9 protein-coding genes are annotated in these 13,411 nt (G+C 70.8%); 7 read left to right on the top strand and 2 right to left on the bottom strand.

Going from position 1 to position 13,411, the window contains the following annotated elements:
* Positions 1-121: 121 nt before the first annotated feature.
* Positions 122-2,848 (bottom strand): DEAD/DEAH box helicase, encoded by a 2,727-nt coding sequence (locus tag AB0H83_RS18550; protein WP_360094839.1) that lies wholly within the window; start codon positions 2,846-2,848, stop codon positions 122-124.
* A 173-nt stretch (positions 2,849-3,021) separates the two neighbouring features.
* Between AB0H83_RS18550 and AB0H83_RS18545 the strand changes: the two genes are divergently transcribed.
* The 6 genes from AB0H83_RS18545 (at position 3,022) to topA (ending at position 11,170) form a co-directional block, all read left to right on the top strand.
* Positions 3,022-3,384 carry an STAS domain-containing protein gene (locus AB0H83_RS18545; protein ID WP_360094836.1) on the top strand — a complete coding sequence of 121 codons (363 nt, stop codon included), beginning with the start codon at positions 3,022-3,024 and terminating at the stop codon, positions 3,382-3,384.
* 4 nt (positions 3,385-3,388) lie between these two features.
* Positions 3,389-3,877, top strand: a complete 489-nt coding sequence (locus AB0H83_RS18540) for an ATP-binding protein (RefSeq protein WP_360094833.1) — start codon at positions 3,389-3,391, stop codon at positions 3,875-3,877.
* Positions 3,878-4,105: 228 nt separating this feature from the next.
* A complete protein-coding gene (locus AB0H83_RS18535) occupies positions 4,106-6,460 on the top strand; it encodes a sodium-translocating pyrophosphatase (protein ID WP_360094830.1) in 2,355 nt (784 codons plus the stop codon).
* Between the two features lie 87 nt (positions 6,461-6,547).
* Positions 6,548-7,090, top strand: coding sequence for a hypothetical protein (locus tag AB0H83_RS18530; protein ID WP_360094827.1), 543 nt, complete (start codon positions 6,548-6,550; stop codon positions 7,088-7,090).
* Positions 7,087-8,088 (top strand): hypothetical protein, encoded by a 1,002-nt coding sequence (locus AB0H83_RS18525; RefSeq protein ID WP_360094824.1) that lies wholly within the window; start codon positions 7,087-7,089, stop codon positions 8,086-8,088. Before AB0H83_RS18530 ends, AB0H83_RS18525 begins: the two co-directional genes overlap by 4 nt.
* Before the next feature lie 253 nt (positions 8,089-8,341).
* Entirely contained in the window at positions 8,342-11,170 is a 2,829-nt protein-coding gene (topA, locus tag AB0H83_RS18520; RefSeq protein WP_360094821.1) for a type I DNA topoisomerase, read from the top strand.
* 81 nt (positions 11,171-11,251) lie between these two features.
* Here topA and AB0H83_RS18515 read toward each other — a convergent pair whose 3' ends face one another.
* On the bottom strand, positions 11,252-12,541 hold the full coding sequence (locus tag AB0H83_RS18515) for a D-arabinono-1,4-lactone oxidase (protein WP_360094818.1): 1,290 nt from the start codon (positions 12,539-12,541) through the stop codon (positions 11,252-11,254).
* Between the two features lie 225 nt (positions 12,542-12,766).
* Here AB0H83_RS18515 and AB0H83_RS18510 point away from each other — a divergent pair, with 225 nt between their 5' ends.
* Positions 12,767-13,312, top strand: a complete 546-nt coding sequence (locus tag AB0H83_RS18510) for a TetR/AcrR family transcriptional regulator (protein WP_360095162.1) — start codon at positions 12,767-12,769, stop codon at positions 13,310-13,312.
* Positions 13,313-13,411 lie beyond the last annotated feature (99 nt).

Raw genomic sequence — 13,411 nt, 5'->3', positions numbered from 1 at the left:
GAGGATCGGCAGCTGCCGGAGGGCTGGCGCGAGCCGCAGGGTCGGCGGCTGCCGGACGGCTCGGGCACGCCGGAAGATCGGTGGCAGCCGGACAGCTTGGCAAAGCCGACGGATCGGCGGCTCAGGACACCAGCGAACCTTCGGCCTGCTGGGGCACGCGCGCCAGACCGGCCTGGTCGGAAGCGTTCGTCCCCTGGTCGAAACGGCCCGGCTGCTCGTCGGGGGAGCCCGCGTGCTGGTCGGGAGAGCTTGCGTGCTGGTCGGAGGCGTCCGTGGACTCGTCGGCGTGTGGGGAGGAGTGCAGCGAGGACAGGACGAGGGAGAGGACCTGGACGGCGTCGTGTTTGTTGAGGGGGTTGTTGCCGTTGCCGCACTTCGGGGACTGCACGCACGACGGGCAGCCCTGCTCGCAGCGGCATTCGGCGACGACGGTGCGGGTCGCGCCGAGCCAGTCGGTGGCGACGTCGAAGGCCCGTTCGGCGAAGCCGGCGCCGCCGGGGTGGCCGTCGTAGACGAAGACGGTCGGCAGGGCGGTGTCGGCGTGCAGGGCGGTGGACAGGCCGCCGATGTCCCAGCGGTCGCAGGTGGCGACGAGCGGCAGCAGGCCGATCGACGCGTGCTCCGCGGCGTGCAGGGCGCCGGGCCAGTCGACCGCGGGGATGCCGGCCTCGTCGAGGGCCTCGGGGGTGACGGTCCACCAGACGGCGACGGTTTTGAGGATGCGTTCGGGGAGGTCGAGCTGGCAGGTGTCGATGACCTCGCCGCTGGAGATGCGGCGGCGCTGGTAGCTGACGACCTGGGAGGTCACCTCGACCTCCCCGAGCGAGAGCGTGACCGGGCCCGCGGTGCGGGTCCGGCGGACCGACAGGACGGTCAGGGAGGTGACGTCACGGGGATGGGTGCTCCAGTCGGGCTCCTCGGCGTGCACGAGGGCGACGGAGTCGGCCAGGTCGAGCTTGTCGACCACATACGCGGTGCCCTGGTGCAGGTGGACCGCGCCGGTGTGAACCTGGTGATGCGCGGAGCCGGTGTCGACGGTGCCGAGGAGCCGGCCGGTGGACTCCTCCACCACGGCGACCGGGCCGCCGCCCGCGCCGCGGAGGTCGACGTCGGGGCGGTGGCGTTCGGTCCAGTACCAGCCGCTGGGCCGCCTGCGCAGCATCCCCGCGGCGACGAGGGCGTCCAGGGTGGCCTCGGCGGTCGGGCCGAACAGCGGCAGGTCGGCCTGGGTGAGCGGCAGCTCGGCGGCGGCGCAGCACAGCTGCGGTGCCAGGACGTGCGGATTGCCTGGGTCGAGGACGGTCGCTTCGACAGGCTTGCCGAACAGGGCCTCTGGGTGGTGCACGAGGTACGTGTCGAGCGGGTCGTCCCGGGCGACCAGCACGCACAGCGCGTCGCGGCCGGCCCGGCCCGCGCGGCCGGCCTGCTGCCACAGGGAAGCGAGGGTGCCTGGATAGCCTGAGATGAGGACCGCGTCGAGGCCGACGAGGTCGACGCCGAGCTCGAGGGCGTTGGTGGAGGCGAGGCCGAGCAGGGTGCCGTCCATGAGGTCGCGTTCGAGGGCGCGGCGCTCTTCGCGGAGGTAGCCGGCCCGGTACGCGGCCACCCGCTCGCCGAGGCCCGGCACGGCCGAGTTGAGCGAGCGGCGGGCCGTGCTGGCGACCACCTCGGCGCCTTTGCGGGAGCGGACGAAGGCGAGGGTGCGTACGCCAGCGAGGACCGCCTCGGTGAGCAGGTCGGCGGTCTCCCGCAACGCCGATCGCCGCACCGGCTCTGCGTCCCGGACCGCGAAGGCGCCCGCGGGATAGGGGCCCGCCTGCACGGCATGTGCGCTCGTGTCCGAGAGATGCGCGCTCAAGGGACGCGGGGCCGCAGGGTGCTCGCCCGCGCCCGAGAGAGGTGCGCCTGCGTCCGGAAGAGTCGTGCCAGCTGGAAGAGTCGTGCCAGCTGGAAGAGTCGTGCCAGCTGGAAGAGTCGTGCCGGCCGGAAGGGTGGTGTGTGGCGGAAGAACAGAGCCGGCCTCGAAGGGCGGGGAGCTGAGATCAGGCGTAGCGGGCAGCAGGGGCGGCTCCCACAGTGCGAACGTGACCCCGCCCCGCGGCGACGTGTCCTCCGTCACCGCCGTCATCGGCACCCCCACCAGCCGCGACCCCGAGCCCGCCGGATCTCCTGACGTTGCCGACGCCAGCACGAAGCACGGGCCGGCGGCGCCCCGTGGCGTGTAGCGTGCCGTGACCCGCCGTAGCCGGCGCAGGACGTGGGCGACGTGGGAGCCGAACACGCCGCGGTACGTGTGGCACTCGTCGACGACCACGAAGCGCAGGCCGCGCAGGAAGCGGGCCCACGAGGCGTGGTTGGGCAGGATGCCGTGGTGCAGCATGTCGGGGTTGGTGAGGATGACGCGGGCGTGCTGGCGGGCCCAGTCGCGTTCCTCCCGGGAGGTGTCGCCGTCGTACGTGGCGGGGCGGACGCCGGGCAGGTCGAGAGCCTGCAGCGAGCGGAGCTGGTCGGCGGCCAGGGCCTTGGTCGGGGAAAGATACAGCACCGTCGCCTTGACGTCGGTGAGCAGGGCGGCGAGGGCCGGCAGTTGGTACGCGAGGGACTTGCCCGACCCGGTGCCGGTGGCGATGACGGTGTGGGTGCCGGACCACGCCGACTTGGCGGCGACGGCCTGGTGGGTCCACGGGAGGGCGACGCCGCGGGCGGCGAGGGCGGCGCGCAGCGCAGGTGGCGCCCAGTCGGGCCACGGGGCGGTGGACCCGGGACGGGGCGGCACGTGCTCGACGTGGGTGAGCGATTCGGCGCGGCGGGACGGTAGGAAGGAGAAGCGCGCGAGTGCAGCCGTCACGTCCAGCACTCTAAGACAGATGTTCGAAACAGTGGCGCGGTACACGTGTGGCATTTGTGGGAAACAGGGTGGACGCGTCGCCTTGTGGGGGCGTCGATGGTTAGATGCCCGAGAGACTCGTAACGGGTGCGTGCGCGCAAACACGGCCCAACCGCCCAGAGGAGGAGGTCCGCATGGAGCTGTCGTTGTCGACGTACGACTCCGGCGACCACACGGTGCTCGAAGTCGGCGGTGAGGTGGATGTGTACACCGCGCCACGGCTTCGCGAGAAGCTGGTCGAGCTCGTGGAGACGGGTGCCCGTCATGTCGTGGTCGACCTGAGCCGGGTGGAGTTCCTGGACTCGACCGGGCTCGGCGTGCTCGTCGGCGCGCTGAAGCGGCTGCGGGCGGTCAACGGCACGTTCGGGCTGGTGTGCGCGCATGAGCGGCTCCTGAAGATCTTCCGGATCACCGCGTTGGACCGGGTGTTCTCCCTGTACGACTCCGTGGCTGCCGCGACCGCCGCGGCCGGCTCGGACGCCGAACCCACGGCCTAGGTTCATGCCCACTGTCAGGCTGTCGTTCTCGCCGGCGGCCGCGCACGTCCGCACCGCACGTCTCGTCGGTGTCGCCGTCGCGCGGCGGGCCGGTGTGTCCGAGGAGTTGCTCGAAGAGGTCAGGCTCGCCATCGGCGAGGCCTGCTCCCGTGCCGTGGCGCTGCACCGCTCGCACGGGCTGGACGACCTGGTCGACGTCGCGATGGCCGACGGTGACCGCTTCACCGTGCGGGTGGTCGACCGCGCCGCCAACGGGGCGATGGTGGCCCGGCTCGCGGGTGAAGTTGGGGATGAAGATTCCGTGATGGTCCTGTCGGACCCGGCGTTGCCGCTGACCACGCCGCCCGAGCTGCTGGCGGAGGAGGCGGTCGCCGCGCGGATGGGATTGGCCCTGCTGGCGGGGCTCGTCGATGACTTGAACGTGTCCGAGCTGGCAGAAGGGGTCGGCACGGAGGTCCGGATGTCGTGGCCGTTGGAGCGCCCGGCGGAGTAGGACGGGCGGGCATGCCTGCTGACAAAGTGGACCATCGACGAAATGCGATCTCTTGAAACGCGCAAGTCGGTGTGACCACAGACACGCTGTGCGGCTAGAGTACTGCGATCGTGTATGACGGGCCTGGTCATTGGGTACCTCGACCGTCCAGCACGGCTCCCTTGGGAGAACCCGCCGCCGGCCTGACCGCTCGCGGCGCTGTCATGTGTCGGTACAGGAGGACAACGAATGTCCGCAACACTCGTCGCAGCCGACGAGATTTCCCTCAGCGGGAACAACCTGACCTATGTCGTCGTCGCGCTCGTGATCGCCTTCGTGGCGCTGGGCTTCGCGGCCGCGCTGGTCAAGGCTGTGCTCGCGACTGGTCGGGGCACCCCGAAGATGCAGGAGATCGCCGGGGCGGTGCAGGAGGGCGCGACCGCGTATCTCACTCGCCAGTTCAAGACCCTCGCCATCTTCGTCGTCATCGCCGTGGTGGTGCTGTTCCTGCTCCCCGTCGGTGACGTCGGGGACAACGAGACCATGGTCAAGATCGGCAGATCGGCGTTCTTCATCGTCGGCGCGACCTTCTCGGCCTTCATCGGTGGCGCCGGCATGGCGCTGGCCACCCGCGCCAACCTGCGCGTCGCGGCGGCGGCCAGAGAAGACGGCGGCCGGGAGAAGGCGATGAAGATCGCCTTCCGCACCGGTGGCGTCGTCGGCTTCCTCACCGTGGGCCTGGGCCTGTTCGGTGCGGCGCTGGTCGTGCTGATCTTCAAGAGCGACGCCCCCACCGTGCTGGAAGGCTTCGGGTTCGGCGCCGCGCTGCTCGCGATGTTCATGCGGGTCGGCGGCGGCATCTTCACCAAGGCCGCCGACGTGGGCGCTGACCTGGTCGGCAAGGTCGAGCAGGGCATCCCGGAGGACGACCCGCGCAACGCCGCCACCATCGCCGACAACGTCGGCGACAACGTGGGCGACTGCGCCGGTATGGCCGCGGACCTGTTCGAGTCCTACGCCGTGACCCTGGTCGCCGCGCTCATCCTCGGCCGGGCCGCGTTCGGCGAGGAAGGCCTGGTCTTCCCGCTCATCGTCTCCACGATCGGCGTCATCGTCGCGATCCTCGGTGTGGCGCTCACCCGCCTGCGCCCGTCCGACCGCAACGGCCTGGTCGCCATCAACCGGGCGTTCTACATCTCCGCCGTCATCTCCGCGATCCTGGTCAGCGCCGCCGCGCTGTTCTACCTGCCGGCGACGTGGTCGAAGCTGCTCGGCGACGGCTGGCGCGAGACGCTGAAGCTCGGCGCCGACGGTGACGCCCCGCCGTTCGGCCCGCACGTCACCGCGATCATCGCCTGCATCATCGGCATCGTGCTCGCCGCGATCGTCCAGGCGCTGACCGGGTACTTCACCGAGACCGAGCGCCGCCCGGTCAAGGACATCGGCAAGAGCGCGCTGACCGGCCCCGCGACCGTGGTGCTCGCCGGCATCAGCGTCGGTTTCGAGTCGGCCGTCTACTCCGCACTCGTCATCGGCGCCGGCGTGTTCGGCGCGTTCCTGCTCGGCGGCGGCTCGATCACGCTGTCGCTGTTCGCGGTCGCCATGGCCGGCACCGGCCTGCTCACCACCGTCGGCGTCATCGTCGCGATGGACACGTTCGGCCCGATCAGCGACAACGCGCAGGGCATCGCCGAGATGTCCGGCGACATCGACGAGCGCGGCGCCCGCACGCTGACCGAGCTCGACGCGGTCGGCAACACCACCAAGGCGATCACCAAGGGCATCGCGATCGCCACCGCGGTGCTCGCCGCCACGGCGCTGTTCGGCTCCTACACGGACTCGATCCTCAAGGAGTTCTCGCAGGTCGAGGTCGACAAGTTCCTGAACGTGGCCAACCCGGGCAACCTGGTCGGCCTGCTCATCGGTGCCGCGGTCGTGTTCCTGTTCTCGGGCCTGGCGATCAACGCCGTCGCCCGGTCGGCCGGCTCGGTCGTGTTCGAGGTGCGCCGCCAGTTCCGCGAGTTCCCGGGCATCATGGACTACACCCAGCGCCCGGAGTACGGCAAGGTCGTCGACATCTGCACCCGCGACGCCCAGCGTGAGCTCATCACGCCGGGTCTGCTCGCGGTGATGGCGCCGATCGCGGTCGGCTTCGGCCTCGGTGTCGGCCCGCTCGCGGCGTACCTGGCCGGCGCCATCGGCACGGGCACGCTGATGGCGGTCTTCCTGTCCAACTCGGGTGGCGCGTGGGACAACGCGAAGAAGCTCGTCGAGGACGGCACCCACGGCGGCAAGGGCTCGCCGGCGCACGCCGCGACGGTCATCGGTGACACGGTCGGTGACCCGTTCAAGGACACCGCCGGCCCGGCGATCAACCCGCTGATCAAGGTGATGAACCTGGTCGCACTGCTCATCGCGCCCGCCGTGGTGGTCTACACCACGGGCGACGGCAGCCCCGCGGTCCGCTTCGGCATCGCGATCGCGGCGACGCTGGTCGTCGTCGTGGCGGTGCTGATCAGCAAGCGCAAGCCGGTCTCGGTCGACGCCGGCGACGGCGACGACACCTCCTCGCAGGAGCCGGCCTCGGAGCGGGTCACCGCCTGACCTGAGCACTACCGCGACGCCCCGGCCGGTCATTCCGGCCGGGGCGTCGTATTTGTCGAACAGACGATCGGTTCTAGGCTTCCATTCATGCACTTCCGCGTCATCGCCACCGGCCTGCTGTTCGTCGTCGTTTCGGCGGGCACGGCCGGCTGCGGGTCCGACGGCAACGGCGACGTCGCGCCGGAGCGCTGGGCGCTGGCGGTGTGCACCGCACTGACCCCGTGGCGGGTGGAGATCGCCGACCTGACCACGAAGGCGCAGCAGCAGCTGCAGTCGGCGAAGACGGCCGCGCAGACGAAGACCAACATCGTCGAGCTGCTCTCCGGCGCCGAGACCGCGAGCGAGAAGGCCAGGGCCGGGGTCAGCGGCGCCGGCGTGCCGGACGTCTCCGGCGGCGACAAGGTCGCCCAGCAGTTCACCGCCTCGCTGTCGAAGGCCCGCGACGCGTACGGCAACGCGAAGCGCTCCGTCGAGGCCCTGCCGACCGCCGACGCGAAGACCTTCTACACCGCGGTCGGATCGGCGTTCGCCGTGCTGAAGGAGGAGTACGAGCAGAGCGCCATCGACCCGAAGCACGTCGGGCAGAAGGACCTGCAGAAGGCCTTCAGCGAGGTGCCCGAGTGTCGGTGACGCCGGCTCGGAGCCGGCAACTGTCGCTGTTCGGGGTGGAGGCCCGCCCGCCGACCCCGATGGACCTGGAGGGCCTGCTCGCCGGCGCCGGCGAGGTCGGCCGGATGGGCGGCACCGCGAAGGTGTCGATCGAGGTCGAGGACGCCTGGCGGGCCCAGGTGCTGCGGGCCGAGTGCGAGCAGCGGGGCCTGGTCGTGTCGTGCGAGCCGACCGGGGTCGAGGACCGCTGGACGGTGAGGACCGCGTATGCGGCGCTGCTGGCCCCCCTCGCGGCCCGCTGGCTGGACGGCACCAGGAAGGTGTGCCCCGCGGACCTGGCGCTGGACGGGCGGCGGCTGCGGTTGTGGGTGGCCGCCGCGGGGTCGTGGGACGGCCAGCGCGCGTACCTGCTCCGCCTCGCCCCCAGCCGCCCCCGCCTGCCGGAGGAGGAAGCGGAGCCAACGGACGGGGACGAGGCCGCAACCGCCGGCGAGGAGCAGCTCGACGCGGCCGAGGAGCCAGGGGCCGCGGCGACCGGTGAGGCGGGTGAGACGGACGACACGCCCGACGAGGAACCGACCGATGACGTGCCGGGGCCGCCGCGGGGGCGGGCGAAGAAGAAGACCACGAGCCTGATCTCCACGTTCGACCCGGGCCCGGTCGACCTGGGCCTGGAGGTCGAGGACTGGATCGACGACAGCCGCGACAGCTGGCCCGACTCCGGCGTCGCGGACCTGCCGACCGTCGAGCTCGATCCGCTCGCCGAACCGGCCCCCGAAAGCGCGGACACGCCGGACGGCGGTGGGGGTACCGACGAAAATTCCATCGACAGGCAGGTGGCCGACAACTGGGTCGCGGTTGGCGACGCCCTCGCCGCCGTGGGGCTCATCGCGGTGTTCGTCGGTCCCAAGGCGGGTGGGCCGGCGTACCGCATCGTGGGACTGCGACGGGTGACCCGCCTCGCGGAGCTCGTCGGGGAGCCGCCGCCGGAGGCGCCGCACGAGCGCTGGCCGCGGTGATCGCCGGGTACGCTGGGCCAGTGCCGCGCGGTGTGATTCCACCCGCCATCAGGGTCACCGCCGGTCGACAAAGCGTGACAAATACGGCAGCCGATGCGACACGATCGCAAGATCGGGCAGGTAGCGCTTCTGCTTAGGTGTACCGTGGCGCCGATCGGCGTGTCGCAAGCCGACCGCCGGGTGTAGCCATGCGCAACTCGGCGCGTAGGCGCGCGTTACGTTTGACACATGTCCGTCCGCACCGGGGAGAGCTGTGCCGAACTCCGCCAACACGAAGCGGCTGGTGATCGTCGAGTCGCCGGCGAAGGCCAAGACGATTTCGGGCTATCTGGGCCCGAATTACGTCGTGGAGGCGAGCTTCGGCCACGTCCGTGACCTGCCCGTCGGCAAGAAAGACATGCCCGACGACCTGAAGAGCAAGCCGTGGGCCTACCTCGGTGTCGACGTCGACAACGATTTCACCCCGGTCTATGTCATCTCCGCCGACCGGCGCAAGCAGATCACCCGGCTCAAGGAGCTGCTGAAGACCGCCAGCGAGGTCTACCTCGCCACAGATGAGGACCGCGAGGGCGAGGCCATCGCCTGGCACCTCTTCGAGACCTTGAAGCCGAAGGTCCCGGTCAAGCGGATGGTGTTCCACGAGATCACCAGGCCGGCGATCCAGGCCGCCGTCGCCAACCCGCGGGAGATCAACCGCTCGCTGGTCGACGCCCAGGAGACCCGGCGCATCCTCGACCGGCTCTACGGCTACGACCTGTCCACCGTGCTGTGGAAGAAGGTCCAGCGCGGCCTGTCCGCCGGGCGTGTGCAGTCCGTCGCCACCCGCATCGTGGTCGAGCGGGAGCGGCAGCGGATGAAGTTCCGCAGCGCCGACTACTGGGACATCCTGGCCAGGCTGCTGCCCGACGGCGACGAGCGCACCTTCAACGCGACGCTGCTGGCGATCGACGGCGACCGGGTCGCCACCGGCCGCGACTTCGACCCCGAGACCGGGCAGATCCGGCCCAACGCGGGCGTCATCCACCTCGACGAGCAGGGCGCCCGCGGACTCGCCGCGCGCCTCGCGGGGCGGCCGTTCACGGTCACCCGGGTCGAGGAGAAGCCCTACCGGCGCAAGCCCGCCGCGCCGTTCATCACCTCGACGCTGCAGCAGGAAGGCTCGCGCAAGCTGCGGCTGTCCAGCGCGCAGACCATGCGGATCGCGCAGCGGCTGTACGAGAACGGCTACATCACGTACATGCGAACGGACTCGGTGAATCTCTCCGAGGCCGCGATCGCCGCCGCCCGCCAGCAGATCCACGACCTGTACGGGCCCGGCGCCGTGCCGCCGCAGCCCCGCCGGTACACCGGCAAGGTCAAGAACGCCCAGGAGGCGCACGAGGCGATCCGCCCCGCCGGCGACAGCTTCCGCACCCCGGGCGACGTCGCCAAGGAGCTCAGCGCCGAGGAGCTGCGGCTGTACGAGCTGATCTGGCAGCGCACGATCGCGTCGCAGATGACCGACGCGGTCGGCAACAGCACCTCGGTGCGGATCAACGCGGTGACCCCGGCCAACGAGTCGGTCGACTTCAGCGCCACCGGCAAGACGATCACCGACCCCGGCTTCCTGCGCGCCTACGTCGAGTCCTCCGACGACGAGAACGCGGAGGCCGAGGAGGCGGAGCGGCGCCTGCCCGTCCTGGTGAAGGGCCAGACGCTGACCGAGAAGGGGCTCACCCCGACCGGCCACACCACCCAGCCGCCGGCTCGCTATACCGAGGCGTCGCTGGTCAAGGCGATGGAGGAGCTCGGCATCGGGCGCCCGTCGACGTACGCGTCGATCATGGAGACGATCAACAACCGCGGGTACGTGTTCAAGCGCGGCCAGGCGCTGATCCCGTCGTTCCTGGCGTTCGCGGTCGTCGGGCTGCTGGAGAAGCACTTCCCGCGCCTGGTCGACTACGACTTCACCGCATCGATGGAGAACGTCCTCGACGAGATCGCCAACGGCGACGAGAGCGCCGTGGACTTCCTGCGCCCGTTCTACTTCGGTGGAGACACTGGCGACGAAGGGTCGGTGCCCCGCCAGGGTGGACTGAAGCGCATGGTCACCGAGCGGCTGGGCGAGATCGACGCACGCGGGATCAACTCGATCCCGCTGTTTCGTGACGAGGCAAACCGCGACGTCGTCGTGCGCGTCGGCCGGTACGGGCCCTACCTGCAGCGCTTCCTCGCCGACGCCCCCGAGGGCGACGAGGGCGACCGCGCGCCGGTGCCGGACGGCCTGGCCCCGGACGAGCTGACCCCGGAGAAGGTCGCCGAGCTGTTCGTCGGCGGCGCCGGCGGCGAGCGCAAGCTCGGCGAGCACCCCGAGACCGGCGAGCCGATCGTGCTCAAGTCCGGCCGGTACGGACCGTACGTGTCGACCGGGGAGAAGAACTCCTCGCTGCTGTCCACGCAGTCGCCGGAGCACCTGACCCTCGAAGAGGCGCTGCAGCTGCTGACCCTGCCCCGCATCGTCGGCAAGGACGCCGCGGGCGAGGACATCGTCGCCTCGCCCGGCCGCTACGGGCCGTACATCAAGCGCGGCACCGACACGCGGTCCCTGGAGAACGAGGATCAGCTCTTCACGATCACCCTCGAACAGGCGCTGGCGCTGCTGGAGCAGCCGAAGACCCGCGGCCGGGCCGCGGCCAAGCCCCCGCTGCGCGAGATGGGCCCCGACCCGGCGACCGAGAAGCCGCTGGTCATCAAGGACGGCCGGTTCGGCCCGTACGTGACGGACGGCGAATTCAACGCGTCGCTGCGGCGCAACCAGTCGGTGGAGACGCTGACCCTGGACGAGGCGAGCGAGATGCTGGCCGAGAAGCGGGCCAAGGGCCCGGCGCCGAAGAAGGCCAGGGCGGCGAAGAAGACCACCGAGGGCGCGGCCGCTACCGGGGCGAAGAAGGCGGCGGCTACCGGGGCGAAGAAGGCTGCCGCTGGGGTGAAGAAGGCGACGTCCGCTGCGAAGGCGACGCCGGCCAAGAAGGCGACCCCGGCGAAGAAGGCCGCACCGAAGAAGGCCACCGCGGCGAAGAAGGCGACCCCGCCGACCGAGTGACGACCCGCGAAGGGTCGCTCCGGCGACCCTTCGCGCAGGCCGGTCTTCTTCGAGTGCAGCGCGAGCTGGCGAGTCCGGAGGTCAGCCGAGCACCCGCTCCGTGTACGCGTTCGCGAACAGCCGGCCGGGGTCGAGCTTGTCGCGCAGCGCGGTGAAGTCGGCGAACCGCGGGTACGCCGTGGCCAGGGACGCCGCGTCGCGATAGTTCATCTTGCCCCAGTGGGGGCGGCCGCCGAGGGGGGTCGTGATCGCCTCGAAGCGCTGGAAGTACTCCTCGAACGGGGCACCGGCGTACTGGTGGATCGCGATGTACGCGTTCTCGCGGCCGTAGCCGTGCGACAGCCAGATGTCGTCGGCGGCGGTGAACCGGACCTCCACCGGGAACTGGATCTTGTACGGCAGGCCGGCCACCACCGACCGCAGGCCGTCGAAGGCCTCGCGCAGGGCGGCGCGGGGCACGCCGTACTCCATCTCGACGAAGCGGACCCGGCGCGGGGTGCAGAACACCTCGTGGGACGCGGCGGTGTAGGTGCGAGCGGACAGCGCCCTGGCCGAGACGCGGCTGATCGCCGGCACCGTGGACGGCACGGCGCGGCCCAGCCGGCAGGCGCCGCCGAACACGGTGTTGGACAGGAAGTCGTCGTCGAGCCAGCGGCGCCAGCCGGCCAGGGGGCGGTCCGCGGCGGGCACGACGTTGTTGCGCTTCATCTGGACCCGGTCGGTGTACGGGAACCAGTAGAACTCGAAGTGGTCGTTCTCGGCGATGCGCGTGTCCAGCCCTGACCAGACGTCTGCCAGCGGCGCCGGGCGCTCGTCGGCCTGCAGGATGAACGCGGGCACGCAGCGCAGCGTGACCTCGGTGAGCACGCCGAGCGCGCCGATGTTGACGCGGGCGGCGGCGAACAGGTCCGGCTGCTGCGTGGCCGAGCAGCGCAGCACCGAGCCGTCGGCGGTGACCAGCTCCAGGGCCTCGATGAAGGTCGACAGGCACCCGTACGCCGCGCCGGTGCCGTGCGTGCCGGTGGACAGCGCCCCGGAGATGGTCTGCGCGTCGATGTCGCCGAGGTTGGGCATGGCCAGGCCGTGCGCGGCGAGGGTCGCGTTGAGGGCGGCAAGTTTCATGCCGGCCTGGACGGTGACCAGGTTGCCCTCGACCCCGACGAGTGACGCCATGCGGTCCAGCTCGATGCGGACCCCGTCCGTCAGAGCGGTGGGTGTGAACGAGTGCCCACTGCCGACGGCCTTGACGCGCAGCCCCTCCGCAGCCGCGCCGGCGAGCACGGAGGCCAGCTCAGCAGTGCTCGACGGGTGCGTGACACGCGTCGCCCGCGCGGTCTGGTTGCCGGCCCAGTTGGCCCACGGAGAAGTCACGAAACCTGAGTACCCTTCACGTATGCCCGCCGTCAATGACCCGTTGAACCACAAGAGTGAAATGGGCTATCCGTCGATCGTGCCCGCTCGTTGACGTGAGTAGGTTTCAAGGTGGACAAGCTTTAGGGGGACTGCCGGGTGGCGACGCAGACAGTGGCCAGTGCTGGGACGAAACCACTGCGCCGGGTTCCGGTGCAGGGGCGCAGCGTGGCGAGGGTCGGGCGGATGCTCGACGCGTGCGCCGAACTCGTCGACGAGGTGGGCTACGACGGGCTGACCACGACGCTGCTGGCGGAGCGGGCGGGGGTGGCGATCGGCTCGGTCTACCAGTTCTTCCCCGACAAGCGCGCGATCGTGCAGGCCCTCACCCTGCGCAGTCTGGAGGGCTACCTCGAGCGCCTCGGCGCCCGGCTGGCCGAAGAGGACATCTCGCACTGGTGGGACGCGGTCGACGCGGCCATCGACGAGTACATCGACATGCACCGCACCGTGCCGGGCTTCCGGACCCTGCACTTCGGTGACGTCGTGGACATCCACCTGCTCGATGACGAGCGGGACAACAACGACGTCATCGTCTCGCAGCTCGCGGCGCTGCTCATCGGCCGGTTCGGCATCGTGGACGCCGAACGGCTGCAGTTCGTGCTGGCGATCGCCGTGGAGGCGGCCGACGCCCTGATCAAGATGGCGTTCCGGCGTTCGCCCGAGGGTGACCCGGTCGTGCTCGGCGAGGCGAAGGCCCTGATCAGGGACTACCTGCACCACCGCCTCTGACGTGGGCTTCTCGGGTCCTTTATCGGCCGCTTCAGGCGCCGGTAAAGGGCCCGAAACGTGGTGTTGACAATCCCACACGACCTGTCCGCTTTGCCCGTC

Source organism: Dactylosporangium sp. NPDC050688, assembly GCF_040654515.1.
Taxonomy (GTDB): Bacteria; Actinomycetota; Actinomycetes; order Mycobacteriales; family Micromonosporaceae; genus Dactylosporangium.
The sequence above is the reverse complement of the archived record's forward strand: the minus strand, read 5'-3'. Positions and strand labels throughout refer to the sequence as shown.

Coding starts and splice junctions, on each gene's coding strand:
- AB0H83_RS18545 (WP_360094836.1), top strand. CDS start 3,022: ATGGAGCTGTCGTTGTCGACGTACGACTCCGGCGACCACACGGTGCTC.
- AB0H83_RS18540 (WP_360094833.1), top strand. CDS start 3,389: ATGCCCACTGTCAGGCTGTCGTTCTCGCCGGCGGCCGCGCACGTCCGC.
- AB0H83_RS18535 (WP_360094830.1), top strand. CDS start 4,106: ATGTCCGCAACACTCGTCGCAGCCGACGAGATTTCCCTCAGCGGGAAC.
- AB0H83_RS18530 (WP_360094827.1), top strand. CDS start 6,548: ATGCACTTCCGCGTCATCGCCACCGGCCTGCTGTTCGTCGTCGTTTCG.
- AB0H83_RS18510 (WP_360095162.1), top strand. CDS start 12,767: ATGCTCGACGCGTGCGCCGAACTCGTCGACGAGGTGGGCTACGACGGG.